Origin of the sequence: Kosakonia sp. R1.Fl (assembly GCF_023516815.1) — a bacterium.
Lineage (GTDB): Bacteria > Pseudomonadota > Gammaproteobacteria > Enterobacterales > Enterobacteriaceae > Kosakonia.
Map to the genome: position 1 here is coordinate 2,380,568 of NZ_JAMGSQ010000001.1, position 24,964 is coordinate 2,405,531.

Below are 24,964 nucleotides of genomic sequence, written 5' to 3' on the forward strand. Positions count from 1 at the left end.
GTTAACAAATCCGTGGTAAGGGCTCGGCATGAGGTAAATCCAGCAGGCGCTTCACTCCATAAAGGCCTGTCAGGCGTACACCTTTGCGTTCGACCACTTCGCCAATTATTGCGGCGTCGCGCCCTAAAGGATGGGCGCGTAATTGTGCCAGCGCCTGCTCTGCGGCTTCGCGCTGTACGGCAATCACCAGTTTGCCTTCGTTAGCAAAATTCAGTGCATCCAGCCCCAGCAGTTCACAAACTCCGCGCACCGCCGGTTTTACCGGTAAGTCTCGTTCCTTTAACTCAATGCCGTAACCGCTGGTGGCAGCAAACTCATGTACCACGGCGTTAACGCCGCCGCGCGTGGCATCGCGCAGGGCTTTTACGCCGGGAAGCTCGCGCAGTTGGCTAATCAACGGCGTCAGCACCGCGCAATCGCTGGTCAGCTCGCCATCCAGCCCTAAGCCTTCGCGCAGGTTAAGGATGGTTGCGCCGTGATCGCCCAGTGTGCCGCTTGCCAGCAGCACATCACCGGGTTGCAGAGAATTTGCCGCCCAGTGAACCGATGCCGGGATAGCGCCAATGCCGGCGGTATTGATAAACACCTTATCGGCTGCGCCGCGCTGCACCACTTTGGTATCGCCAGTAACAATGGCGATACCGGCGCTGCGGGCGGTGTCGGCCATGCTCTCAACAAGGGTTTTCAGCGTTGCCAGTGGCAGCCCCTCTTCAAGGATAAAACCGCAGGAGAGGAAGCGCGGTGTTGCGCCGCTAACGGCAATATCGTTCGCCGTGCCGCATACTGCCAGCTTGCCAATATTGCCACCGGGAAAGAACAGCGGATCGATAACGTAGCTGTCAGTGGAAAATGCCAGCCGATCGCCGCCTGCCGTAAGCTCGGCCAGATTGATACGCGCCTGATCTTCCTGCTCTGCAAGCCATGGGTTATCGAACGCCTCCATAAAAAGCTGGCTGATGAGTTGCTGCATAGCCTGGCCGCCGCTGCCGTGCGCCATCTGCACTTCATTCATGCTTCACACTCCTGAGCACGATATTGATACCAGGCCGCACAGGCACCTTCCGATGAAACCATCAGTGCGCCGAACGCGCTTTGTGGGTTACAGGTGTTACCGAACAACGGGCACTGGTGCGGTTTACAGCGGCCGGTCAGCACATCACCGCAGCGGGCGCGCGGATCGTCATACACTTGCTGTACCGCCGGGCGAAAATGCGCTTCGGCGTCAAAGCGCTGATATGCGGGCGTCAGATGCACGCCGGATTCGCCAATCATGCCCAGGCCGCGCCATTCGCTGTTGCCGCGCACGGTAAACACCTCGGCGATGGCGGCCTGCGCCAGCCGGTTGCCTTCGTCCGGCACCACACGGCGATACTGGTTTTCCACCTTACTGTGGGCGGCAATTTTCTGCTCAACCAGCATCACCACGCCTTGTAACAGATCGAGCGGTTCAAAACCGGCGACCACCAGCGGGCGCTGATACGTATCGGCGATAAAGGTGTAGGCGTCGGTGCCAATCACCATGCTGACATGGCCCGGCGCGAGAAACGCGTCGATGCCGTTGTCCGGCTGCTCCAGCAGGCTGCGCAACGTTGGAATCAGCGTGATGTGCTGGCAGAAAAACCAGAAGTTATCGAGGTTACGGGCTTTTGCCTGCTGCAACGTGATGGCGGTGGCGGGCATGGTGGTTTCAAACCCGAGGCCAAAAAACACCACTTTGCGCTGCGGATTTTTTTCCGCCAGCACCAGCGCATCCATTGGCGAATAGACAATCCGCACATCCGCGCCGCGCGCTTTTGCCTGCAGCAGCGAGCCGTTTTTCCCCGGCACGCGAATGGCGTCGCCAAAGGTGCAGAAAATCACCTCCGGATGTTGAGCGATCTCCACGCAGGTATCAATTCGCCCCATCGGTAACACGCAGACCGGGCAGCCGGGACCGTGAATAAACTCAATGTTTTCCGGCAGTAGCTGGTCGAGACCAAACTTGAAAATAGCGTGTGTGTGCCCGCCGCACACTTCCATAATGCGCAGCGGACGCGCGGCGGTGTAAGAGAGGTGCGCTGCCCGTTCACGTAGGTGATCAATCAGTTGCATCACCTGTTCCGGGGCGCGATATTCATCGACAAAACGCATTATTTCTCCTCGCCGTAAAGCAGCGCGCCGACATCGGGTTCGACATCGAACATGTTTTGCAGCGCCGCCAGCGTATCCAGCGCCTCTTCTTCGTTAATCACGCTCATGGCGAAACCAACATGCACCAGCACCCACTGGCCGAGGCGTGACTGACCGTTTTTGTCGGTGCTGCCGACCAGCGTTAAATCGACATCGCGCTGAATGCCGCTGACATCCACTTTGGCTTGCAGGCCATCAATAGCGCAAATTTGCCCCGGTACGCCTATACACATCGTTGCGTCTCCAGCCAGTCAAGCCAGGCGTCCATTCCGTCGCCTTTGGTGGCAGAAATCAGCATGATTTCAATGGTCGGGTTCACTTCACGGGCATAAGCGATGCACTGCTCGACGTTAAAATCGAGGTAGGGCAGCAAATCCACTTTATTGAGCAGCATCAGCGAGGCGGCGGCGAACATATGCGGGTATTTCAGCGGCTTATCTTCGCCTTCTGTCACCGACAGCACCGCCACTTTATGACGCTCACCAAGGTCGAAACCCGCCGGACACACCAGGTTGCCGACGTTTTCGATAAACAAAATGCCGCGATTTTCCAGCGCCAGTCGCGGTGCGGCGTCGGCAATCATCTGCGCATCAAGATGGCAGCCCTTGCCGGTGTTAACCTGAATCGCCGGCGTGCCGGTCGCGCGAATGCGTGCGGCATCGTTAACGGTTTGCTGATCGCCCTCAATCACCGCGCAAGGGACGCGCGCTTTCAGACGTTTAAGGGTTTCGGTGAGCAGGGTGGTTTTGCCGGAGCCGGGGCTGGAGACCAGGTTGAGCACCAGGTGTTGCGAAGCGGCGAAACGGGCGCGGTTACGGGCGGCGATTTGGTTGTTTTTCTCCAGCACGTCAATTTCCACTTCCACCATCCGGCGCTGGCTCATGCCGGGAGCGTGAGTACCGGCTTCACCGTGGCCATAATGCAGGTCGCCGTGTTCCAGTTGAGTGGGGCGAAAATCGTCGGTTTTGATACCGGTGATTTTCAGCGCCGGGCGAGCGGCTGGAGAGAACGGTGCACCGCGAAACGCTGAGTGCGGGTTATGTTCGTCACCCTCGATATAAAGGTTACCGTCCTGACAACCACATGTTGTACACATTGTTTACTCCTCAATTTCCAGTCGCTGAATCTGCATGCCGTCATCGGCGACAATCTGCAACTGGTCGCTGTGGCACTGCGGGCAGCGGCGCACTCGCTGGGTAAGTAACGTCACATACTGTTGGCAGGACTCGCACCAGCATTCCGCCTGTTGTTGTTCGATGTGCAGTGTACAACCTTCCGCCAGGCTGCCACGGCAAACCAGATCAAAACAAAACGTTAAAGCTTCCGTTTCTACACAAGAAAATGCGCCGACTTTCAGCCACACGCCGGTGACCCGACGCGCGCCGTTTGCTGACGCCTGTTGTTCGATAATTTCCAGCGCACGCTGGCAGAGGGTGATTTCGTGCATAACGCCTCCTGATGACTTTGCGCCCTTAATGCAATAAGAGTGCCATTCCGCCTTTTGACACGGTGACGATGTCGACAATGTCGAGATGACACGTCGAAAGGGTGAGGGTTTTCTGTTTATTGTTATAAAAATCAATTAATTAAATTTTGGCATGGATGATGCTTTACCGCCGTTGTTTTTCATTAACCGGGTAAGCAGACATGACGATATGGGAAATTAGCGAAAAGGCAGATTACATTGCCGGGCGGCATCACCGCCTGCAGGAAGAGTGGCGTAGCTACTGTAACGCGTTAGTTCAGGGCGTTACGCTCTCCAAAGCGCGGTTGCATCACGCCATCGGCTGTGCGCCGGAACAGCAACTCTGCTTTGTGCTGTTCGAACACTTCACGGTTTATATCACCCTGACCGGCGGCTTTAACGGTCACACCATTGAATATGCGATTGCCAATAAAGAGAGCGACGAGCGACGCGTGATTGCCAAAGCGCAGCTCTCCAGCGATGGCAAGGTCGATGGCGCGTTCAGCGTGCGCGATCGTGAAAAAGTGCTGGAGCATTATCTCGGCAAAATCGCCGCCGTTTACGACAACCTGTATGCCGCAATGGAAGCGGATACGCCGGTCAATCTCACCACACTTGTCAGCCACGCGCACGCGCCTGCGCTGGCCTGAGTTTGGGTGTCGACATGTGTCGAAGTGACACATAGCGCGACACGTTTCGTCATAAATGACCGCCCGTAACCAGGGTGAATCACCTGAGGATTTGCTGGTGAACCGTTTTGTAATTGCCGATTCGGCGTTATGTATTGGATGCCATACCTGCGAGGCTGCCTGCGCCGAAACGCACCGTGCGCATGGTCTGCAGGCGATGCCACGGCTGCGTGTGATGCGCAGCGAAAAAGAGTCCGCGCCGCAGCAGTGCCACCACTGTGAAGACGCGCCCTGTGCGGGCGTTTGTCCGGTGAACGCGATCAACCGCGTTGATGGAGCGGTGCAGTTAAATGAAAGCCTGTGCGTCAGCTGCAAGCTGTGCGCGATTGCGTGTCCTTTCGGCGCGATTGAGTTTTCCGGTAGCCGCCCGCTGGATATTCCCGCCAATGTTAACTCGCCCAAAGCGCCCGCTGCGCCGCCTGCGCCGGCGCGTGTCAGCACGTTGCTGGATTGGGTGCCCGGTGTGCGGGCAATTGCGGTGAAGTGCGATCTCTGCCACTTCGATGCCGAAGGCCCGGCCTGTGTGCGGATGTGCCCGACCAAAGCGCTGCATCTGGTCAATAACCGGGATATCGCCAGAGCCAGCCGTCGCAAACGCGAGCAAACCCTCAACACGGATTACGGCGATTTATCGCTGTATACGCAGCTAAACCGGAGCGCGAAATGACTATCCTCTCTTTGTTAAGCGCGGCTGTCGCAGTGCTTACCTGCGCCGCCATGCTGGACTATCTGTTTATGCCGTTCAAAGAGTTAAGCGGTCTCTTTTCCGGGCTTGGCGGCGCTATCGGCTGTGCAATGGCGGCGGCCGGCGGCGTGATGGCATTAACAGACGCCGTGACGGTGAGCGGCATGATACCGCTGATTCAGTATCACATTTTGGTCACTCCGCTGAGCGCTATATGGCTGATCACGCTCGGTGTTTGCGGCGGTTTTGTTAGCCTGTACTCCATTTATTGGCATCGCCATGAAGCGGTGAAAGCCAATGGTCTGCTGATGAACTTACTGCTGGTCGCCGCGCTGTGCGCGGTGAGCGCGGCAAACTTCGGCGCGCTGGTGATCATGGCGGAAATTATGGCGCTGAGCGCGGTATTTCTGACCGGCTGTAGCAAATCCGGCAAGCTCTGGTTTGTCATGGGCCGCTGCGGTACGGTCCTGCTGGCGGTGGCCTGCTGGCTGCTGTGGCAGCGTTACCAGACGCTGGATTTTGCACTGCTCGGTACACATGCGCTCGGCAGCGACATCTGGCTGCTCGGCGTGATCGGTTTTGGCCTGCTGGCCGGGATTATTCCGCTGCATGCCTGGGTGCCGCAGGCGCACGCCACTGCACCCGCACCGGCGGCGGCGCTGTTTTCCACGGTGGTGATGAAAATCGGCTTGTTCGGCATTCTGAGCCTTTCACTGCTTGGCGGCCAACCGCCGCTGTGGTGGGGCGTTGCGCTGCTGGTATTTGGCATGATTACCGCCTTTATTGGCGGGCTGTATGCACTGATGGAACACAATATCCAGCGCCTGCTGGCATACCACACGCTGGAGAACATCGGCATTATTCTGCTCGGCCTGGGCGCTGGCATCACCGGCCTTGCGCTGCAACAACCTGTGCTGCTGGCGCTGGGGCTGACCGGCGGCCTGTATCACCTTTTTAACCATAGCCTGTTTAAAAGCACGCTGTTCCTTGGTGCGGGCACGCTGTGGTTTGGCACCGGTTATCGCGACATCGAAAAACTCGGCGGCATCGGTAAAAAGATGCCGGTTATCTCGCTGGCAATGCTGGTCGGGCTGATGGCGATGGCGGCGCTGCCGCCGCTCAACGGTTTTGCCGGTGAGTGGGTGATTTATCAATCCTTCTTTGGTTTAAGCGCCAGTGGTCATTTCCTGCTGCAACTGCTGGGGCCGCTGCTGGCGGTTGGCCTGGCGATTACCGGCGCGCTGGCGGTGATGTGCATGGCGAAAGTCTATGGCGTCACTTTTCTTGGCGCGCCGCGAAGCGCTCAGGCGGAAAATCCACGTTCTATTCCCTGGTTAATGACTGGCGTGGTCGCCGCGCTGGCCATTTGTTGCGTTATTGGCGGTGTTGCCGCGCCGTGGCTGATGCCGCGCCTGTTTGCCGCTGTACCGTTGCCGCTGCAAACGGCGAACACCGTGGTGTCGCAGCCGATGATTGCGCTGTTACTGATTGCCACGCCGCTGCTGCCGTTACTGCTGATGATGCTGTTTAAAGGCGATCGCCTGCCTGCCCGCCGCCGTGGTAGCGCCTGGGTGTGCGGTTACGATCACGAAGGTTCAATGGTGATTACCGCGCATGGTTTCGCCATGCCGGTGAAAGCGGCTTTTGCCCCGGTGCTGAAACTGCGGAAATGGCTGGAGCCCCGGCTTCCTGTTCCCGGCTGGCATGGTGATAGCGCGCCGGTGCTGTTTCGTCGGCTGGCGCTGATTGAGCTGGCGGTGCTGGTGGTAGTGGTGATTTCACGAGGAGCCTGATGATGAGTTTTCTGTTTGCTTTACTACAGGCGCTGGTGTTGTTTGCCGCAGCGCCGCTGCTTTCCGGCATCAGCCGCGTGGCGCGTGCCCGGTTGCACAACCGGCGCGGGCCGGGCGTGCTGCAGGAATACCGCGATCTGCTGAAACTACTGGGGCGGCAAAGTATTGCTCCGGCGGCGTCTGGCTGGGTATTTCGCCTGACGCCGTTTGTGATGGTGGGCGTCATGCTGACCGTTGCGATGGCGTTACCGGTGGTGACGATTGCTTCGCCGCTGCCGGAACTTGGCGACCTGATCACGCTGATTTACCTGTTCGCCATTGCCCGCTTTTTCTTTGCCATCGCCGGGCTTGATACCGGCAGCCCGTTTACCGGCCTTGGTGCGAGCCGCGAAGCGATGCTCGGCGTGCTGGTCGAGCCGATTTTGCTGCTTGGTCTGTGGGTGGCGGCGCTGGTTGCTGGCTCGACACACATTAGCCACATCACCAATACCGTTTATCACTGGCCGCTCTCGCGCAGCATTCCTCTGTTCCTGGCGCTGTGCGCCTGCGCGTTCGCCACCTTTATCGAAATGGGCAAACTGCCGTTTGATCTCGCGGAAGCGGAGCAGGAGTTGCAGGAAGGGCCGCTGTCTGAGTACAGCGGCAGCGGTTTTGCCGTGATGAAGTGGGGCATCAGCCTGAAACAACTGGTGGTGCTGCAACTGTTTGTTGGCGTGTTTCTGCCCTGGGGGCAAATGACCACTTTTAGCGCCGCTGGTCTGCTGCTGGCGCTGGCGATCGCCGTGGTGAAACTGGTTGCTGGCGTGCTGATTATCGCTCTGTTTGAGAACAGCATGGCGCGTTTGCGTTTTGTCGCCACATCGCGCGTGACCTGGGCCGGTTTCGGCGTCGCCTTTTTAGCCTTCGTCTCCTTGCTGGCGACGTATTAAGAGAGTTTGAGCATGTCTGAAGAAAAAATCGGTCAACACTATCTTGCCGCCCTGCACGAGAAATTTCCTGGCGTGGTGCTGGATGAAGCGTGGCAGACCAAAGACCAGATAACGGTTACCGTCAAAGTGAACTACCTGCCGGAAGTCGTGGAGTACCTTTACTACCAGCAGGGCGGCTGGCTTTCTGTCCTGTTTGGTAACGATGAACGTAAGCTGAACGGCCATTTTGCTGTTTATTACGTGCTGTCGATGGAGCAGGGCGTGAAGTGCTGGATCACGGTGCGCGTGGAAGTGGATGCGCTGAAAGCGGAATATCCGTCCGTAACGCCGCGCGTACCGGCAGCGGTGTGGGGCGAGCGCGAAGTGCGCGATATGTACGGCTTGATCCCGGTGGGTCTGCCAGATGAGCGCCGCCTGGTGCTGCCGGATGACTGGCCGGATGAACTCTACCCGCTGCGTAAAGACAGCATGGACTATCGCCAGCGTCCTGCACCGACTACCGATGCGGAAACCTACGAGTTTATTAATGAGCTGGGCGATAAGAAAAACAATGTGGTGCCGATTGGCCCGCTGCATGTGACTTCCGACGAACCGGGTCATTTCCGCCTGTTTGTTGACGGCGAGAATATTGTCGATGCCGACTACCGCATGTTTTACGTCCATCGAGGCATGGAGAAACTGGCGGAAACCCGCATGGGTTACAACGAAGTCACGTTTCTTTCCGATCGCGTCTGCGGCATCTGCGGCTTTGCCCACAGCACGGCCTATACCACTTCGGTTGAAAACGCGATGGGCATTGTCGTGCCGGAACGCGCGCAGATGATCCGTGCCATTTTGCTCGAAGTGGAACGCCTGCATTCGCACTTGCTCAACCTCGGGCTGGCCTGTCACTTTGTCGGCTTTGATTCCGGGTTTATGCAGTTTTTCCGCGTGCGCGAAGCCTCCATGAAGATGGCGGAAATCCTCACCGGGGCGCGTAAAACCTACGGTCTGAACCTGATTGGCGGTATCCGTCGCGACATGTTGAAAGAGGACATGATCCAGACTCGCCAGTTAGCGCAGCAGATGCGTCGTGATGTGACTGAACTGGTCGATGTGCTGATGAGCACGCCGAACATTGAACAGCGCACCGTGGGCATTGGTCGCCTTGACCCGCAAATCGCCCGCGATTTCAGTAACGTCGGCCCGATGGTGCGCGCCAGCGGACACGCTCGCGATACCCGCGCCGATCACCCGTTTGTCGGTTACGGCCTGCTGCCGATGACTGTGCACACCGAACAGGGCTGCGATGTAATTTCACGCCTGAAAGTACGCATCAATGAAGTACTGACCGCGCTCAATATGATCGATTACGGTCTCGACAACCTGCCTGGCGGTCCGCTGATGGTGGAAGGCTTTACCTACATTCCGCACCGCTTCGCGCTCGGTTTCTCTGAAGCGCCGCGCGGGGATGACATCCACTGGAGCATGACCGGTGATAACCAGAAACTTTATCGCTGGCGCTGCCGTGCGGCGACGTACGCCAACTGGCCGACGCTGCGCTATATGCTGCGCGGTAACACGGTTTCCGACGCCCCGCTGATCATCGGCAGCCTCGACCCCTGCTACTCCTGCACCGACCGCATGACAGTGGTGGATGTGCGCAAGAAGAAAAGCAAGGTCGTGGCTTACAAAGAGCTGGAGCGTTATGGGGTTGAGCGTAAGAACTCGCCGTTGAAATCGTGAGGGGAGAACGGTAGCGATGTTTACCTTTATCAAAAAAGTGATCAAAACCGGCACGGCAACCAGCGATTACCCGCTGTCGCCAATGCCGGTCGACAAAAACTTTCGCGGCAAACCGCAGCACAACCCGCAGCAGTGCATTGGCTGCGCGGCGTGCGTCAATGCCTGCCCGTCGAATGCGCTATCGGTGGAGACCGAACTGGCCACCGGCGAGCTGGCATGGCAGTTCAACCTGGGGCGCTGCATCTTCTGCGCCCGTTGCGAAGAAGTGTGCCCGACGGCTGCCATCACGCTTTCGCAGGAGTATGAACTGGCGGTGTGGAACAAAGCCGATTTCCTGCAACAGTCGCGCTTTGAACTGTGCCAGTGCCGCGAATGTGCCCGACCATTCGCGGTGCAAAAAGAGATCGACTACGCCATTGCGCTGCTGGCGCATAACGGCGATAGCCGGGCAGAACTGCATCGTGAAAGTTTTGAAACCTGCCCGGAGTGTAAGCGCCAGAAGTGTCTGGTGCCGTCCGACCGGATTGAATTGACCCGCCATATGAGAGAGGCCAGCTAATGAGCCAGCTGTTAGGTCCGCGCGATGCGGACGGTATTCCGGTACCGATGACGGTGGAGGAGTCCATCGCCAGCATGAAAGCCTCGCTGCTGAATAAGATCAAACGATCCGCCTATGTCTACCGCGTGGATTGTGGCGGTTGCAACGGCTGCGAAATCGAGATTTTTGCCACACTTTCACCGCTGTTTGACGCAGAACGCTTCGGTATCAAAGTGGTTCCGTCACCGCGCCATGCCGACATTCTGCTGTTCACCGGCGCGGTAACCCGCGCCATGCGCTCGCCTGCGCTGCGCGCCTGGCAATCTGCGCCGGATCCCAAAATCTGTATCTCCTACGGCGCGTGCGGCAACAGCGGTGGTATCTTCCACGACCTGTACTGCGTGTGGGGCGGCACCGACAAAATTGTGCCGGTGGATGTCTATATTCCCGGCTGTCCGCCAACGCCCGCTGCCACGTTGTATGGTTTTGCCATGGCGCTGGGCTTGCTGGAGCAGAAAATCCACGCTCGCCTGCCCGGTGAACAGGACGACCAGCCGGCCGAGATTTTGCACCCGACGATGGTGCAACCCCTGCGCGTGAAAGTGGATCGCACCGCGCGTCGGCTGGCGGGTTACCGCTACGGCCGCCAGATTGCCGATGACTATATGCGTTTGCGCAGTGTCGGTGAACATGAAGTGGTGAACTGGCTGGCACAGGAAAACGATCCGCGCCTGACCGAGATTGTCAGCCATCTGAACCAGGTGGTGCAGGAGGCGAAAATCTGATGGGCGAATCGGTGGTCTTTAGCCAGTTGCGGCGTAAATTTATCGACGAGAACGACGCTACACCCGCACAGGCGCAGCAAGTGGTTTATTACAGCCTGGCTATCGGCCACCATTTGGGGGTGATCGACTGCCTGGAAACGGCGCTCTCCTGCCCGTGGGAGGATTACCTGGCGTGGATCGCCACGCTGGAGGCAGGCAGCGAAGCGCGGCGCAAAATGGAAGGCGTGCCGCGCTACGGCGAAATTGTTATCGGCAGCACGCACGTGATGCTGCTGGCAAACGCCTTTGATCGGGCGCAGGCACGGCAAAATGCGCAGCAGCTTGCCTGGAGCAAAGCGCTGCTATCGATGCTGCATGATATCCATCAGGAAAGCGCCATCTATTTAATGGTGAGGAGATTACGTGACTGACGTATTGCTGTGTGTCGGCAACAGTATGATGGGCGATGATGGCGCTGGCCCGTTGCTGGCGCAAATGTGCGCCGAAAACCCGCAGGGTAACTGGCAGGTGATTGACGGTGGCAGCGCGCCGGAAAACGATGTGGTGGCGATTCGCGAACTGAAACCCTCGCGGCTGCTGATTGTCGATGCGACCGATATGGGGCTCAACCCCGGCGATATCCGCGTGGTGGACCCGGATGACATTGCCGAAATGTTCCTGATGACCACCCACAATATGCCGCTCAACTATCTGATTGATCAGTTGAAAGAGGATACCGGCGAGGTGATTTTTCTTGGCATTCAGCCGGATATTGTCGGGTTTTACTACCCGATGACGCCGCCGGTAAAAGCGGCGGTGGAATGTATCTACCAGCGGCTGGCGGGCTGGGAAGGTAACGGCGGGTTCGACAATTTGTAAACGGTGCGCCGGTTGTCCGGCGCAGTTATTTAACGACTAACGACGACGCTTTTCCGCGTACATCACTTTGTCGCAGTCTTCCAGCATATCGCGCAGCGTGGCGTATCGACTGCCGCCGTTTTCGATAATGCCGTGCGAATAGTTGATGTGGTAATTCTTACCGGACAGATGATCGATGGCGTCCATCCGCGATTGCAGATCGAACAAAAACGCATCCACGTCATTCACGGCGAGATTTCCCAGCAGCACCGCAAACTCCCCGCCGCCCAGACGCGCGGCGATATCCTGTTCTTTAATACATTTTGTCAGGTTGCTGGCGAAGATTTTTACCACCTCATCGCCCTCTTTGCTGCCCAGCAACTCATTGATGGCTTTCAGATTATCAATGCTGAAATAGAGCAGGCTGAAGGGTTTTTTATGCTCTTTTAGCCAGGCAAAGCGCTTCTCGCCGGTGCGGTAAAAACCACGGCTGTTTGGCATCCCGGTCAGGCTGTCGGTCATCGCCATACTGAGGATCAAAAACTCATCTTCCACGATGGCGGCGAAGTCGAGCAGGGTGTTGATTTCTGCACTGGAGAACGGGCGCGGGTAAGTGTCGATAATACAAATCGTCCCGGCAATTGCCCCGTCCGGCAGGCGCACCGGGCAGCCAGCGTAAAAGCGCACCCAGGGCTCACCAATGACAAACGGGTTATCGGCAAAACGCGGATCGGCGAGGGTATCTTTCACAATGAAAGTCCCCTCTTCGAGGATGGCGTGTGCGCAAAAGGAGAGATTGCGCGGCGTTTCGTGAGTATCGACACCGCTGCGCGACAGTAACCACTGACGATCGCGATCGAGCAGGCTGATGACCGCGATGGGTACGTCAAAGGTGGTCTTCGCTGTACGGGTTAACCGGTCAAAGCGCTCATCATCCTTTTTATCAAGCAAATCCATCATATATAGCGACTTCAGCCGCTCGATTTCATTGACTGGCATGGCCGGAAAGATCATAGCTCATCCTCGCTCTGTTCTGTTTCCTCAAGTGTAGACAGTTCTTCTGATCATTGCGTTATATATCCGTAGGTTGCCTGTGCGCGCACAAAATCGATAAACGCCTGTAAAGGCGCAGGAATTAGCCGCCGGGAGTTGTAATAGAGATACGGGCCGTTAAACGACAGCCACCAGGGTTCCAGCACCGGTATTAGCTCGCCGCGTTCAATCGGCAAGCGCAGCCACTCTTCAAACAGATAAATAATGCCGCTTCCGGCAATAGCGGCTTGCACGGCCAGATCCATTGCCGCGCCGACGCTAACCACTAAAGCGCCGTTGACCTGAACGCGCAACGCTTCGCCGTCGCGCTCAAACTCCCACTCCGGCATTACGCCGCTGGCGTAGCGGCCACGAATGCAGTTGTGGGCAATCAGATCGCGTGGATGTTGCGGTATGCCATGTTGTTGCAGGTAATGGGGCGAGGCGGCGGCGACAAAACGCTGGCGACGCGGGCCGATGGGCAGCGCGACCATATCCTGCTCCAGACATTCGTCATAGCGGATGCCCGCGTCACAGCTATCGCGAAAGACATCCTGCACGTTACTTTCGGCAACGATTTCCAGCTGGATATCCGGATAGTGCGTCAGAAAGGCGGGTACGATGGCGGGCAACACCAGCCGGGCAGCGCTGACCGGCACGTTCAGGCGCAGCGTACCGCTGGGGGTTGAGCGGTAACGGTTAATGGCATCGAGCGCCGCGTCCACTTCGCTCATCGCCGGTTGCAGTCGCTCCATCAGCGCTTTACCCGCATCGGTTAGCGCCACGGTGCGGGTGGTGCGGTTAAACAGGCGCACGCCGAGCTGCTGTTCAGCGCGGCGCACCGCATCACTCAGGCGGGAAGGGTTGGTGCCGGTCACGCGTGCGGCTTCGCGAAAGCCTCCGGCGTTAGCGACCGCCACAATGGCGTTCAGCAGGGCGAAGTCCAGCTTCATTGTTCGGTTAACCGTACAGTGTGTATTAATTTCAGCGGATTGTTGCACAGCAACGATACTCCTACAATCTGTTTACTTAATGCACAGGAGGTACTCCATGTCTCAACCTTCACTTACCTTTCGCCTGGGTGACCGCCAGGTTGGTCGCCTGGGTTACGGTGCCATGCAACTGGCGGGTCCCGGCGTCTTTGGGCCGCCCGCTGATGAAGCGAAAGCGTTGCAGGTGCTACGCGATGTGATTGCCGCAGGCGTGAACCATATCGACACCAGCGATTTTTACGGCCCGCATGTCACCAATAAATTGATTAAGCAGGCACTGCATCCGTACCCGGATGATCTGTGCATTGTCACCAAAGTCGGCGCGCGCCGTGATGATAAAGCCAACTGGCTGCCCGCATTCAGCGCTGAAGAGTTAACGCAGGCCGTTGAGGATAACCTGCGAAACCTCGGCCTTGAGGCGATGGAAGTGGTGAACCTGCGCGCCATGTTCGGCGTGCATGGGCCGGAAGAGGGGCCGCTTGAAGCGCCGCTGGAGGCACTGATTAAGCTGAAAGAGCGTGGGCTGATTCGCCATATTGGCCTGAGCAACGTGACGGCGAAACAGGTGGCGGATGCGCAGAAAATGACGCCGATTGTCTGCGTGCAGAACCTCTATAACGTGGCGAACCGCCATGACGACGCGCTGATTGATGCGTTGAATGCGCAGGGGATCGCTTATGTGCCGTTCTTCCCGCTCGGCGGCTTTACGCCGTTGCAGTCAGGCGAGTTGAATGAAGTCGCGACTACGCTTGGTGCCACGCCGATGCAAGTGGCGCTGGCCTGGCTGTTGCAGCGCTCGCCGAATATCCTGCTGATCCCCGGCACGTCGTCACCGAAACATTTACAGGAAAATCTCGCCAGCGCGCAACTCACCTTGCCGCCGGATGCGCTGGCGAAACTCGACGCTATCGCGCAGGCGTGATCAGAAACTGCCCGGTTTACCGGGCAGCTTTAGGCGCAATCACCGACTCACGGCACACCAGCTCGCCCCGATGAGCGCTAATGGCAGTCGCCTCTGGCATCAGAACCATCTCAATGGCGTTACGGATCATCTCCTCCATCGGAACATGGATGGTGGTCAGTGACGGGTTGTAATATTTGCCGATAACCGAATCGTCAAACCCGGCCAGCGACACATCCTGCGGCAGCCGTAAACCCGCTTCATAACAGGCTTTCGCCACGCCAATCGCCATATCGTCGTTCCCGGCCAGCACGCAGGTAAACGGCACATTGCGCGCCAGCAGTTCGCGCCCCGCCTCATAACCGCTGTCGGTGCTCCAGCTACCGCGCACCAGCAGTTGCGGGTCGGGTTCGATCCCGGCGTTGCGTAGTGCATGACGATAACCGGCTAAACGGCTCTCGCCGGTGGGGGAGGCGTCAGAACCGGCAACAAATGCAATGCGCGTATGCCCCTGTGCTAACAGGTATTCCATCATTGTTTCACAGCTTTGCTGGTGATCGACAAACACGCACTGGTTGCGGTGGCGGATAAGTTCCCGGTTGATCACCACGATTGGCGTCGGGTTGCGTTCGATGATCTCATCGAGTTCGGCGACCGACAGGTATTTGGGGTAGATCATGATCGCTTCACAGCGCAGCGACAGCAGCAGATCGATGGCGTCGCGCTCTTCCTGCGCGCTGTGTTTTCCGTCCGCCAGCACCAACTGGCGGCCGTGCTGCTCGCTGTTGGTTGCCGCGTGGTAAATCATGCTGGAGAAAAACGGGCCGTTATACAGCCCGTTGGTGATGACCAGCCCGACAGAGTTGGTTTTATTGTTGGCAAGATTGCGCGCCAGCTGATTGGGGCGATAACCCGTTTCGGCAATCGCCTGCATAATGCGGGCTTTCACTTCCTCACGGACAAAAACTTTGCCGTTTAGCGCGCGCGATACTGTCGCTTTGGAGACGCCAGCCAGCCTGGCGACATCCAGTATCGTTACCATCGTTCAACCTCACTGTTGTTATTATTGCGGCGGCTAGTTTCAGGCCAGCGACATCAGCGGAACTCCCGCGCTGACAGCGCCCCGCGACTGATGGCGAGTGAGCGTAAACTCCTCGCTGTTGACCACCAGCACCGGCGTGGTCAAATCATAACCTGCCTGCTCAATGTGTTCTTTATCAAAGGCCAGCAGCGGTGTTCCGGCGCTAACCCGGTCGCCCTCTTTGACCAGCGGCGTAAAATATTGTCCCTGAAGATTAACGGTGTTAAGCCCAACATGAATCAGTAATTCCGCGCCATTATCACATATCAGGCCAATGGCGTGATGAGAGTCGATCAATGTTGCGACCTGTGCATCACAAGGGGCGACAACTTTACCTTCGTGCGGGATGATGGCGACGCCATCGCCCAGCACTTTTCCGGCAAAGGCTTCATCCGCGACGCTTTCCAGCGCAATAATTTCACCTTTGATGGGGCTCAGCATTTGCAGGGAGCCGACAGTCAGCGCCGCGTTTTTCTCATCAGAAACCGCTGCTTCAACCGGATCGTCAAACCCGACAAACTGCACCATCACAATGGTTAGCACAATCGCGGTGCCCGCGCCCACCAGTTCGCCAATAAACGACATTGGCGCATCCGGGCTGATCGCGTTGACCAGCGTGAACAGACCCGGCAGTGCGGCATAAGCATAGTAGAGGCTGCCAAACATGCTGGCGACGACTGCGCCAATCGCGCCGCCAATACAGCCGCAGATAAATGGTTTTTTAAAGCGCAGCGTCACGCCATAAATCGCCGGTTCGGTAATGCCGAAAATCGCCGTCACGCCCGCCGACAGCGAAGTTGCCTTCAACTGTTTGTTGCGGCTTTTAATAAACACGCCGAATACCGCCGCCATCTGACCAATTACCGCAATGGTTTGATACGCCTGGAAAGAGTCATAGCCCTGAGTATCGAAGTTGGCCATGATCACCGGCGTAATGCCCCAGTGCACGCCAAAAATTACAATCACCTGCCAGACACCGCCGATAATCGCTGCCGCCAGTGCCGGTGCGGCGTGGAACAGCGTGTTATAACCGTGCGCGACGCCCAGCGCAGCCCAACTGGTGATCGGGCCAATCACAATCAACGTCAGCGGCACAATGACTACGAAGCAGAGCAGCGGGGTAAACAATGGGCTCACCACTTCAGGCAGCCATTTTTCAACGCGACGTTCAAACCACGACAGCGCCCAGACGAGGAACAACGGCGGCAACACCGACGAGGTATAAACCGTTTCCGCCAGCGGGAAAAAGAGGAATTTCACTTCACTGCCGCTGGCGATTTTCCCGGCCATTGCCGTCCACTCCGGGTTGATTAACGCGCAGCAACAGAGCACGGCGATAAAAGGGTTACATTTAAAATGGCGAGCAGCCGTGATGGCGATAAACACCGGCAGGAAAGCAAACGGCGTCCATGACATAAAGTTCAGCACCGCAAAGGTGCCGGAAGTTTTGATCTGCGCATCGGCAAGGCCGAGCAGGATCAGTATGCCCTGTAAGATCCCGGCGGCGGCAAGAATATAGACAATCGGCGCGAACACCGCCGACATGGTGGCGATCACCGCATCCAGCCAGCGGGTTTTCGGCTGTGCTGCGTTGCCGTCTTTCTCTTTCACCATGCCGCTCAACGCATTAAACACATCGGCGACATGGGTGCCAATCACCACCTGAAATTGCCCGCCGCTTTCTACTACCGCTATTACGCCCGGCAGGCTTTGGATGTTGGCTTTAGCCGTGTCAGGCGTTTGATTCAATACCAGGCGCAGACGCGTGGCGCAGCGGGAGAAATTACTGATGTTCTCTTCACCGCCGACCTCGCGAAGGATATCACTCGCTAACTTATTGTAATCCCTGATAACGGCCATTTTTATTTACCTTTTATTATCGGAAACTGAGTCTGTGTAACTGCGTGAAACCGGTTTCATGCTAACCTGGTCAACTTCGCCCGCAACCGGTTTCATGGAGATCTGCGAGCCAAATCACTTCTCGGTTTGTATTAGGGAGAGGAGATCAACAGCCATATTTCGTCAGGGGACGAAGCGTGGGCTCGGCATCTGCGCAACACTGGCGGCTCATTATTGATGAGGAGCCACGTTATGATCGCCGTACTTTTTGAAGCCGATATCGCCGCAGGTAAGCAGGCGCGTTACCTGCAATTAGCCGCTGAACTCAAGCCGATACTGGCAGACATCGACGGGTTTATCGCTATCGAACGTTTTCAGAGCCTGAGCCGTGAGGGGAAGATATTGTCACTGTCATGGTGGCGCGATGAAGCATCAGTGCACGCCTGGAAAAGCAACGTTCTGCATCAGGCGGCGCAGCGCGAAGGGAGGGAAACCATTTTTTCGTCCTACCGCATCCGTGTTGCCACGGTTTTTCGCGATTACGCATCAACCCCGGAGAAGCCATAATATGTACGATATTCACGTTATCCTGAATAATGCGCCGGGCGAACTGGCACGGCTTGGCGAAACGCTCGGTAAGCATGGTGTCGGGCTGGAAGGGGGCGGTGGGTTTACCGCAGGCGATCAATGTCATGCGCACTTTCTGGTGACCGACGGCGAGCGCGCCCGGGAAGTGTTAACCGCTGCCGGTTTATGTGTGCATGCCGTGACGCCGCCGGTTATTCGCAAACTTAAACAGGAGCGTCCTGGCGAGTTGGGCGAAATTGCCCGCACGATCGCGCAACATAATATCAATATCCTTGTGCAATACAGCGATCATGACAACCGGTTGATCCTGCTCACCGATAACGATCCGCTGGCGCGCGAGGTAACACAACGATGGGACGTACAACCGCTATGACTGGCAATGAACTACGCAAAGCGCAGGAACAACCGCATCTGCTGGAGGAGACGCTCTCTGGCCTTGCCAGCGCGATGGCGGAGCCTTCCCGGGCGAAAATGCTCTGCGCGCTGATGGACGGGCGGGCGTGGACCGCGACCGAGTTGAGCGCGGTGGTGGATATTGCCGCGTCAACGGCCAGCGCACATCTGGCAAAACTGCTCGCCAGCGGTCTGCTGGTCTGCGTTTCACAGGGGCGGCACCGCTACTACCGGCTGGCAGGCAGCGATGTCGCCGCGCTGCTGGAAACGATGATGAGCGTATCCATGCGCGGTGTGCAGGCACCTGTCACCCGCACGCCGCTGGCGCTGCGTCAGGCGCGCACTTGTTATGACCATCTTGCCGGTGAGATAGCCGTTGATGTGTATGCGTTTATGCAGCGTGAAGGCTGGATCACTGATGATGGCAGCGCGGTTACGGATTCAGGCAAACGCAGCCTTGAGAAGATCGGCGTTACCCTCGATCCGCGTACCCGGCGCAAACCCTGTAGCGCCTGTCTGGACTGGAGTGAACGGCGTTTTCACCTCGGCGGCGATGCAGGCGCGGCGCTACTGATTGCTTTTGAACAACAGGGCTGGTTGCGCAGAACCCCGGGTTATCGCGAAGTTACGATAACGGAAGAGGGAAAAACTGCGTTTTTTCGGGTGTTTGGTATTAAAGGGTGAAAAGAAAATTGTCGACACGCCTTCAGGGATGGTTAAACTTTTGTTGATTGCATAGCTTTCAGGCTATAATTTCCATTCATAGCAAAAAAGCTATGAGGGAACGGCAATGTGGCAAGTGATTACGACGGAACGTTTTGACGTGTGGTTTAGCATCCAGCCAGAACTATTGCAGGATGAGATTTTAGCGGTTTTCAGGATCCTCAGTGAGTTTGGCCCGCAGCTTGGGCGTCCTTATGTCGATACTATAAAAGGATTAACCTATAGCAATATGAAAGAGTTGAGGATCCAGTATGCAGGTTCTCCCGTACGCGCTTTTTTTGCGTTCGATTCTACGCGGCGGGCTATTGTGTTGTGCGCCGGAGATAAGACAGGCGTTAACGAGAAACGGTTTTATAAAGAGATGATAAAAATTGCCGACGCAGAGTTCAGAAATCATATGCGAAATAAGGAGTTAACGTGGCAACCTTAGATGAACTTTTAGCGAAACGCAGCCCTGAAAGCCAGGCGCGAATTGAAGAGCGTGTTGATGAGCTGCGCCGCAACATTGTATTGAGCCAGCTACGTGAAGAATTGAATATCTCCCAGACCGAGCTTGCCGGAGTCATGGGCGTCAAACAGCCGACACTGGCGAAGATAGAGCAGCCTGGCAACGATCCCCGTCTCTCTACTCTCAAGCGTTATGTCTCTGCGTTAGGCGGTGAGCTAAGCATTGACATTACATTGCCGACAGGCAAACGCGTTGCATTTCATATCTGATATTGATGCCAAAAACCGTGAATACGCCGCCGGATGGCGGCTAGTGCCTTAACCGGCCCACACAACACCGCACTGATTTTATGAGAAAAAATGCGCTCTCTGCCTGAGGCAATGATTTTCGCTCCGGATCGGGCAAATTGATTACCAGCGGTGAAACAGCGCCTGCCCGATATATAAAAAATGGTCGTCCGATTTTCGGTTGTGAGGGGTAGACGGCAAACGCCACACTGACTCCACTTAACAGCCCTGGAGACGACCATGGATTTCACCGCTTTTCACCATCAAACTACACCATTACTGCTCGCCAATGTCTGGGACGCAGCCAGCGCGCGGGCGGCAAAGCAGGCCGGGTATCAGGCGATGGGTACCTCCAGCGCCGCCATTGCTGCAATGCTCGGTTATGACGATGGTGAACAAATGCCGTTTGCCGAACTGCTGTTTATGGTGAAGTGCATTCGTGCCGCCTGTGACCTGCCGCTCAGCGTGGATATGGAAGCCGGTTATGGCCAAACCGCGCAAGCCATTGCCGGTAACCTGCAACAATTAATAAAGCTCGGTGTGGTGGGCATCAATCTGAAAGATAGCCGTGTGGTCAATGGCGAACGGCAATTGGTTGACGCCACGCAATTCGCCCGGCAGTTACGGGAAATCCGCGCGCAATTGCCGTGTCCGTTGTTTTTGAATATCCGTACCGATACGTTCTTACTGAACGTGGAAAATGCGCTGGCAGAGACGCTATATCGCGGGCAGTTATATGCTCAACACGGCGCGGACGGTCTGTTTGTCCCCTGCGTGATGCAAAACGCGGATATTGCCGCCATCGCCCAACAGATTCTTTTGCCGCTCAATGTGATGTGTGTACCGGGGCTTGCGGGGTTCGCCAAACTGGCCACGCTCGGCGTGCGCCGTATTTCGATGGGCAATGCTGTTCATGCCGCGTTACAAACGCCACTGAAAAACATACTGTTGAGTGTGCAGACACAGCAATCGTTTGAGGGCGTTTTCCACCATGCAAATCACGGATAAAGCGCAGTGCGATACCTGGTATCAGGCGCTGCTCGATCGCGCTTCTGAATACACCGGCCTCTTTTTTGTCGGCGTCAAAACCACCGGGGTTTTTTGTATTTCCGTCTGTCGCGCGCGTAAACCAAAGCGGGAAAATGTGGTGTTTTTCCGCGAAATAAAATCAGCGCTCGATGCCGGTTTCCGCCCGTGTAAAGTGTGTCGGCCAACGGAAAATGCCTGTTCGGCACCGACCTTTATTGAGCAGGCGTTAGCGCTGGTTCGCGCCAATCCGAAAATGCGCATCAGCGATACGCTGCTGCGTGAGCAGGGCATCAGCCCGGAGCGCGTGCGACGCTGGTTTTTGCAGCAACATGGCATCACATTCCAGGCTTTTCAGCGCATGTCGCGGGTAAATGTCGCACTTCAGGAATTGAAAGGCGGGCGCAGCGCCACCGATGTTGCCTTTGACAGCGGTTATGAATCGCTCAGCGGCTTTGGTTATACCTGTAAAAAACTCACTGGCGCGGCACCGAGCGTCGGGCAGCCGGTGATCATGATCCACCGTTTCACCACACCGATTGGCCCGATGTTTGTCTGCGCCACGGAACAGGGCGTTTGCCTGCTGGAGTTTGTGGATAGACGCATGCTGGAGACCGAATTCAGCGACTTACAGCGCTTGTTGAAAGCGCGCATTATCGCCGGGGAAAACGCGCATACCCGGCAGGCGGAAAAAGAGATTGGCGAATATTTCACAGGCGAACGCCAGCAGTTTTCGCTGGCGCTGGATCTGCCCGGCAGCGCGTTTCAACGCCGTGTCTGGCAGGGCTTACAAACGGTGCCTTACGGCCAGACCACGCATTATCAGGCGCTGGCGGAATGCCTTGCACAACCCACCGCGGTACGTGCCGTCGCGGCGGCCAATGGCGCGAACCGGGTGGCGATTGTCATTCCTTGCCACCGCATCATTGGTAAAGACGGCACCATGACCGGCTACGGTGGCGGTATCGCGCGCAAAGCGTGGTTGATCGCCCATGAGAAAAACCACCTTACGCGGTCGTGCTGTTGACCCCTTTGGCCGAAATTCATCGGGTTGCGGGCAGAGATCGCCAGCCGCGTTTGCGCTCATACCGGTTCATGGTGTGGATGATGTGCCGTGATCGGTAATTGCCTGCGCGGCGCAAATCAGCGCCAGGTGGCTTAAACCCTGCGGCAGGTTGCCGCTCCACTTGCCGGTGCGAACATCGAACATCTCATTAAAGGTTTCGACATTGCCTTTATCGCAAAGGGCGCTAAGGATCGCCTCCATTGCCGCTTCGGCTTTGGTTATCTCGCCCATTGCCGCCCAGGCTGCCGCCAGCCAGAACGAACAGGCAACAAAGGTGTTCTCTTCCTTTTCGACGCCGCTGTAGCGGTAGACCAGGGCGCCGCCGTGACCCAGCTCCTCTTCAATGGCCCGGTAAGTGGCAAGCATGCGCTGCGGGTTAACGTGTTGACCATAGCGATAAACCAGCGCCAGCGAGGCATCAAGCCTTTCTTCGCTATCGGGGTAAAAGAGGTAAGCCTGCTTGCGCTCTGACCAGCAATGGGTTTCGATCCAGTCGCGGATGCGATCCCGCTCGCGCTGCCAGCGCCCGACCCACGTTGGCTCAATGTATTTCTCTTTCGCCATCAACACGGCCATATCCAGCGCCAGCCAGCACGCCATCTTGGAGTGAGTATAATGTTGCAGCTCGGGCAGTTCCCAAATCCCGCAATCTTTTTGCCGCCAGTGATCGGCGCAGCAGTTTGCCAGCTCGCCCAGCAGCCGCGAGGTGGTGAGATCCAGCACGTGGCCCGCCTTTACGAACAGCTCAGCCGTTGCCAGCATGTCGCCGTACATGCTGAGTTGTAGCTGGTCGCGCGCGTTGTTACCCACTCGCACCGGCTGTGAATTTTTGTAGCCCCGCAGCGCCGGGTACGTTTCACAGGGCACTTCATCCCCTTCGAGGGTGTAACAGGCCTGCAGCCTGACACCGTGGCGGATAATGGTTTTTGAAAGCCAGGAGAAGGCGGTTTTGCACTCTTCCAGCGCGCCCAAAAAGGCAAAGGCTTTAATGATCAGGCAGGCATCGCGGATCCACGCGTAGCGATAGTCGTAGTTTTTCTCACCGCCAATACCTTCAGGAATGGAGGTGGTCGCTGCCGCCGCAAGCGCGCCGGTGGGCGAGTACCAGAGAAATTTCAGCGCCAGCGCGGAACGCCCGACATGTTCTGCGTAGCGTCCTGTATAGCTCAGGCTTTTACTCCAGTCGCACCAGGCGGCATGGCTGGTTTCAATACGCGCGTCGATTGCCTCGAGGCTCGGTACTGCCAGCGGCTCTTTCTCGGTTACCAGCAAGGCGACTAACCGTCGCTGGCCCGCCGAAACCGTTATGTGACCATTAACCTGCTCATCGTCAGCATCGGTGATGTTGACCTCTTCGCTGGTGCGCAGCATCGCCATTAAATCGGCGATATGGTAGACGTTGCCGTGCGCTGTTTTGTTCATCCACGGCGAACAGGTTTCTGCCCGTGTGCCGAAACGCACTTTCAGCGTTAAAGCCACTTCGCCTTCCAGACCTTCAATCCGGCGCGCCAGCTCGCTCCACGGCAAACGTCCGGCGAGCGTACTGTTAATGGATTCGGTGAGTAATACTTTGCCGCTGGCGGTGGTGAAGGTGGTTTCCAGCACATTGCTGTCCTGCCTGTAGCAGCGCGTTACGGTGTAAGGGTGCTGCGGCGCTAACTGAAAAAAACCGCCAATCTCCGGGTCGAGCAGGCGATCAAACAGCGGCGGGGAATCCAGGTTCGGCGCGCACCACCAGTCAATTGACCCGTCGGGGGCGATAAGTGCGACCGAGCGCCCTTCGCCAATCGCGGCGTAATCGCCGGGTTCGGCAAAGCCATCCTCCCGGACAGGAGAGTGAAAAATTGTGTTCTTCACGGTGTTGCGATCCTTACCAGAAATGGCCGCCAGACGGCGGCCATATAAAGAGTGGAAGCGGGAGTGAGAATTACAGCGTGCCGGTACCCCCGTCAGAACACCAAACCTGCCCGGAGGTGTAGCTGCTTTCCGCCGAGGCCATGGTGACATACAGCGGGGCAATTTCTACGGGCTGACCCGGGCGACCCAGCGGCGCGCTGGCCCCGAACTGCTGCACTTTTTCTTGTGGCTGACCGCCGCTGGACTGCAGCGGTGTCCAGTATGGACCTGGAGCCACTGCATTGACGCGGATGCCTTTTTCACCAAGCTGCTGCGCCAGCGATTTGGTGAATGCCACAATCGCCGCTTTGGTCTGCGCGTAATCCAGCAAAATCGGGCTTGGCTGGTACGCCTGCACCGAAGAGGTGTTGATAATGCTGGCACCGCGCGGCAGATGCTCCACTGCGGCTTTGGTTATCCAGAACATCGCATAGACGTTGGTTTTAAAGGTGGCGTCAAAATCTTCGGTCGAAAGGGTCAGAATCGACTCATTGAACTGCTGACGACCGGCGTTATTGACCAGAATATCCAGCCCGCCAAGTTTGGCGACTGCCTCTTTAACCAGCGTCTGGCAAAACTGCTCTGAACGGATATCACCCGGAATAGCGATGGCTTTTCGCCCTTCGGCTTCGATCAATTTGATCACTTCGGCGGCGTCGGATTCCTCTTCCGGCAAGTAGTTGATCGCCACATCCGCGCCTTCGCGGGCATAAGCAATGGCGACCGCCCGGCCAATGCCGGAGTCGCCACCGGTAATCAGCGCCTTACGGCCCGCTAAGCGCCCGGAACCCCGGTAACTGGTTTCACCGTGATCCGGCACAGGTTTCATTTTGCTGGCAAGACCTGGTGCGGGCTGCGGTTGTTCGACAAACGGAGGAGTAGGATAGTGCGGTGCTAGCGTGGTTTTTGGGCTTTGCTCTGCCATGCTTTCTCCTTCAGACGTTGTTGTACACGTCATTAAGCCTGGCATAGATGTGAGCGTTGTCACGCTATCATGCGGCAAACCGGCATTGAGAAAAGTCTGTAAACAGCGGGGAAAAGAGGGGCAACGACGAAATGTGTTGGTGTTGCCCCTCT

At 57.0% G+C, this 24,964-nt stretch carries 28 protein-coding genes; 17 read left to right on the forward strand and 11 right to left on the reverse strand.

The window, feature by feature from the left end; genetic code table 11:
• Position 1: 1 nt before the first annotated feature.
• From hypE to hypA, 5 genes are read right to left on the reverse strand one after another with little or no spacing between them, the layout of a single operon-like run.
• Positions 2-1,012, reverse strand: coding sequence for a hydrogenase expression/formation protein HypE (gene hypE, locus M8Q36_RS11005; RefSeq protein WP_249880894.1), 1,011 nt, complete (start codon positions 1,010-1,012; stop codon positions 2-4).
• On the reverse strand, positions 1,009-2,130 hold the full coding sequence (hypD, locus tag M8Q36_RS11010) for a hydrogenase formation protein HypD (protein WP_249880895.1): 1,122 nt from the start codon (positions 2,128-2,130) through the stop codon (positions 1,009-1,011). Before hypD ends, hypE begins: the two co-directional genes overlap by 4 nt.
• Positions 2,130-2,402 carry a HypC/HybG/HupF family hydrogenase formation chaperone gene (locus M8Q36_RS11015; protein ID WP_249880896.1) on the reverse strand — a complete coding sequence of 91 codons (273 nt, stop codon included), beginning with the start codon at positions 2,400-2,402 and terminating at the stop codon, positions 2,130-2,132. Before M8Q36_RS11015 ends, hypD begins: the two co-directional genes overlap by 1 nt.
• Positions 2,393-3,265, reverse strand: coding sequence for a hydrogenase nickel incorporation protein HypB (hypB, locus tag M8Q36_RS11020; RefSeq protein WP_020454970.1), 873 nt, complete (start codon positions 3,263-3,265; stop codon positions 2,393-2,395). The genes M8Q36_RS11015 and hypB overlap by 10 nt, the downstream gene beginning before the upstream one ends.
• A gap of 3 nt (positions 3,266-3,268) precedes the next feature.
• The gene (gene hypA / locus M8Q36_RS11025; protein WP_045511032.1) at positions 3,269-3,616 is read right to left on the reverse strand and encodes a hydrogenase maturation nickel metallochaperone HypA; all 348 of its coding nucleotides are present in this window, start codon (positions 3,614-3,616) and stop codon (positions 3,269-3,271) included.
• Positions 3,617-3,816: 200 nt separating this feature from the next.
• Between hypA and hycA the strand changes: the two genes are divergently transcribed.
• From hycA to hycI, 9 genes are all read left to right on the forward strand, one after another.
• Positions 3,817-4,284, forward strand: coding sequence for a formate hydrogenlyase regulator HycA (gene hycA, locus M8Q36_RS11030; RefSeq protein WP_249880897.1), 468 nt, complete (start codon positions 3,817-3,819; stop codon positions 4,282-4,284).
• Positions 4,285-4,381: 97 nt separating this feature from the next.
• The gene (locus tag M8Q36_RS11035) at positions 4,382-4,990 is read left to right on the forward strand and encodes a 4Fe-4S dicluster domain-containing protein (protein ID WP_086873867.1); all 609 of its coding nucleotides are present in this window, start codon (positions 4,382-4,384) and stop codon (positions 4,988-4,990) included.
• Positions 4,987-6,801 carry a formate hydrogenlyase subunit 3 gene (gene hycC / locus M8Q36_RS11040; protein WP_249880898.1) on the forward strand — a complete coding sequence of 605 codons (1,815 nt, stop codon included), beginning with the start codon at positions 4,987-4,989 and terminating at the stop codon, positions 6,799-6,801. Before M8Q36_RS11035 ends, hycC begins: the two co-directional genes overlap by 4 nt.
• Positions 6,802-6,803: 2 nt before the next feature.
• Positions 6,804-7,730, forward strand: a complete 927-nt coding sequence (locus M8Q36_RS11045; RefSeq protein ID WP_249882756.1) for a respiratory chain complex I subunit 1 family protein — start codon at positions 6,804-6,806, stop codon at positions 7,728-7,730.
• A gap of 12 nt (positions 7,731-7,742) precedes the next feature.
• Positions 7,743-9,455 (forward strand): formate hydrogenlyase subunit HycE, encoded by a 1,713-nt coding sequence (gene hycE, locus M8Q36_RS11050; RefSeq protein ID WP_020454964.1) that lies wholly within the window; start codon positions 7,743-7,745, stop codon positions 9,453-9,455.
• Between the two features lie 16 nt (positions 9,456-9,471).
• Positions 9,472-10,014, forward strand: a complete 543-nt coding sequence (locus M8Q36_RS11055) for a formate hydrogenlyase complex iron-sulfur subunit (RefSeq protein ID WP_249880899.1) — start codon at positions 9,472-9,474, stop codon at positions 10,012-10,014.
• Entirely contained in the window at positions 10,014-10,778 is a 765-nt protein-coding gene (locus tag M8Q36_RS11060; RefSeq protein WP_249880900.1) for an NADH-quinone oxidoreductase subunit B family protein, read from the forward strand. Before M8Q36_RS11055 ends, M8Q36_RS11060 begins: the two co-directional genes overlap by 1 nt.
• Positions 10,778-11,188, forward strand: a complete 411-nt coding sequence (locus M8Q36_RS11065; protein ID WP_249880901.1) for a formate hydrogenlyase maturation HycH family protein — start codon at positions 10,778-10,780, stop codon at positions 11,186-11,188. The genes M8Q36_RS11060 and M8Q36_RS11065 overlap by 1 nt, the downstream gene beginning before the upstream one ends.
• On the forward strand, positions 11,181-11,636 hold the full coding sequence (gene hycI, locus M8Q36_RS11070; protein WP_249880902.1) for a hydrogenase maturation peptidase HycI: 456 nt from the start codon (positions 11,181-11,183) through the stop codon (positions 11,634-11,636). Before M8Q36_RS11065 ends, hycI begins: the two co-directional genes overlap by 8 nt.
• A gap of 36 nt (positions 11,637-11,672) precedes the next feature.
• Here the strand turns inward: hycI and M8Q36_RS11075 are convergent, their stop codons facing one another.
• Positions 11,673-12,629: a sensor domain-containing diguanylate cyclase gene (locus tag M8Q36_RS11075; RefSeq protein WP_020454959.1), complete on the reverse strand. Its 957-nt coding sequence runs from the start codon at positions 12,627-12,629 to the stop codon at positions 11,673-11,675.
• 50 nt (positions 12,630-12,679) lie between these two features.
• A complete protein-coding gene (locus tag M8Q36_RS11080) occupies positions 12,680-13,600 on the reverse strand; it encodes a LysR family transcriptional regulator (RefSeq protein ID WP_249880903.1) in 921 nt (306 codons plus the stop codon).
• 97 nt (positions 13,601-13,697) lie between these two features.
• On the opposite strand from M8Q36_RS11080, the gene M8Q36_RS11085 reads away from it, so the two are divergent.
• On the forward strand, positions 13,698-14,561 hold the full coding sequence (locus M8Q36_RS11085) for an aldo/keto reductase family oxidoreductase (protein ID WP_249880904.1): 864 nt from the start codon (positions 13,698-13,700) through the stop codon (positions 14,559-14,561).
• Positions 14,562-14,577: 16 nt separating this feature from the next.
• Here M8Q36_RS11085 and M8Q36_RS11090 read toward each other — a convergent pair whose 3' ends face one another.
• Both M8Q36_RS11090 and M8Q36_RS11095 read right to left on the reverse strand, forming a co-directional pair.
• Complete coding sequence (locus M8Q36_RS11090; protein ID WP_249880905.1) at positions 14,578-15,582, reverse strand: LacI family DNA-binding transcriptional regulator; 1,005 nt, start codon at positions 15,580-15,582, stop codon at positions 14,578-14,580.
• Between the two features lie 39 nt (positions 15,583-15,621).
• The gene (locus tag M8Q36_RS11095) at positions 15,622-17,481 is read right to left on the reverse strand and encodes a beta-glucoside-specific PTS transporter subunit IIABC (protein WP_249880906.1); all 1,860 of its coding nucleotides are present in this window, start codon (positions 17,479-17,481) and stop codon (positions 15,622-15,624) included.
• Between the two features lie 231 nt (positions 17,482-17,712).
• Between M8Q36_RS11095 and M8Q36_RS11100 the strand changes: the two genes are divergently transcribed.
• From M8Q36_RS11100 to M8Q36_RS11130, 7 genes are all read left to right on the forward strand, one after another.
• Positions 17,713-18,027, forward strand: coding sequence for an antibiotic biosynthesis monooxygenase family protein (locus M8Q36_RS11100; RefSeq protein ID WP_249880907.1), 315 nt, complete (start codon positions 17,713-17,715; stop codon positions 18,025-18,027).
• A 1-nt stretch (position 18,028) separates the two neighbouring features.
• Entirely contained in the window at positions 18,029-18,421 is a 393-nt protein-coding gene (locus M8Q36_RS11105) for an amino acid-binding protein (protein WP_249880908.1), read from the forward strand.
• Positions 18,418-19,125: an ArsR/SmtB family transcription factor gene (locus M8Q36_RS11110; protein WP_249882757.1), complete on the forward strand. Its 708-nt coding sequence runs from the start codon at positions 18,418-18,420 to the stop codon at positions 19,123-19,125. Before M8Q36_RS11105 ends, M8Q36_RS11110 begins: the two co-directional genes overlap by 4 nt.
• A 106-nt stretch (positions 19,126-19,231) precedes the next feature.
• Positions 19,232-19,594, forward strand: coding sequence for a type II toxin-antitoxin system RelE/ParE family toxin (locus tag M8Q36_RS11115; RefSeq protein WP_249880909.1), 363 nt, complete (start codon positions 19,232-19,234; stop codon positions 19,592-19,594).
• On the forward strand, positions 19,582-19,881 hold the full coding sequence (locus M8Q36_RS11120; RefSeq protein ID WP_017459287.1) for a helix-turn-helix domain-containing protein: 300 nt from the start codon (positions 19,582-19,584) through the stop codon (positions 19,879-19,881). The genes M8Q36_RS11115 and M8Q36_RS11120 overlap by 13 nt, the downstream gene beginning before the upstream one ends.
• Before the next feature lie 258 nt (positions 19,882-20,139).
• Positions 20,140-20,907, forward strand: coding sequence for an isocitrate lyase/PEP mutase family protein (locus M8Q36_RS11125; protein WP_249880910.1), 768 nt, complete (start codon positions 20,140-20,142; stop codon positions 20,905-20,907).
• On the forward strand, positions 20,891-21,952 hold the full coding sequence (locus tag M8Q36_RS11130) for a bifunctional transcriptional activator/DNA repair enzyme AdaA (protein WP_249880911.1): 1,062 nt from the start codon (positions 20,891-20,893) through the stop codon (positions 21,950-21,952). Before M8Q36_RS11125 ends, M8Q36_RS11130 begins: the two co-directional genes overlap by 17 nt.
• Positions 21,953-22,018: 66 nt before the next feature.
• On the opposite strand, the gene M8Q36_RS11135 is transcribed toward M8Q36_RS11130, so the two are convergent.
• A complete protein-coding gene (locus M8Q36_RS11135; RefSeq protein WP_249880912.1) occupies positions 22,019-23,848 on the reverse strand; it encodes a glycoside hydrolase family 15 protein in 1,830 nt (609 codons plus the stop codon).
• A 70-nt stretch (positions 23,849-23,918) separates the two neighbouring features.
• Positions 23,919-24,812, reverse strand: a complete 894-nt coding sequence (locus tag M8Q36_RS11140) for an SDR family oxidoreductase (RefSeq protein WP_020454945.1) — start codon at positions 24,810-24,812, stop codon at positions 23,919-23,921.
• Between the last annotated feature and the right edge of the window lie 152 nt (positions 24,813-24,964).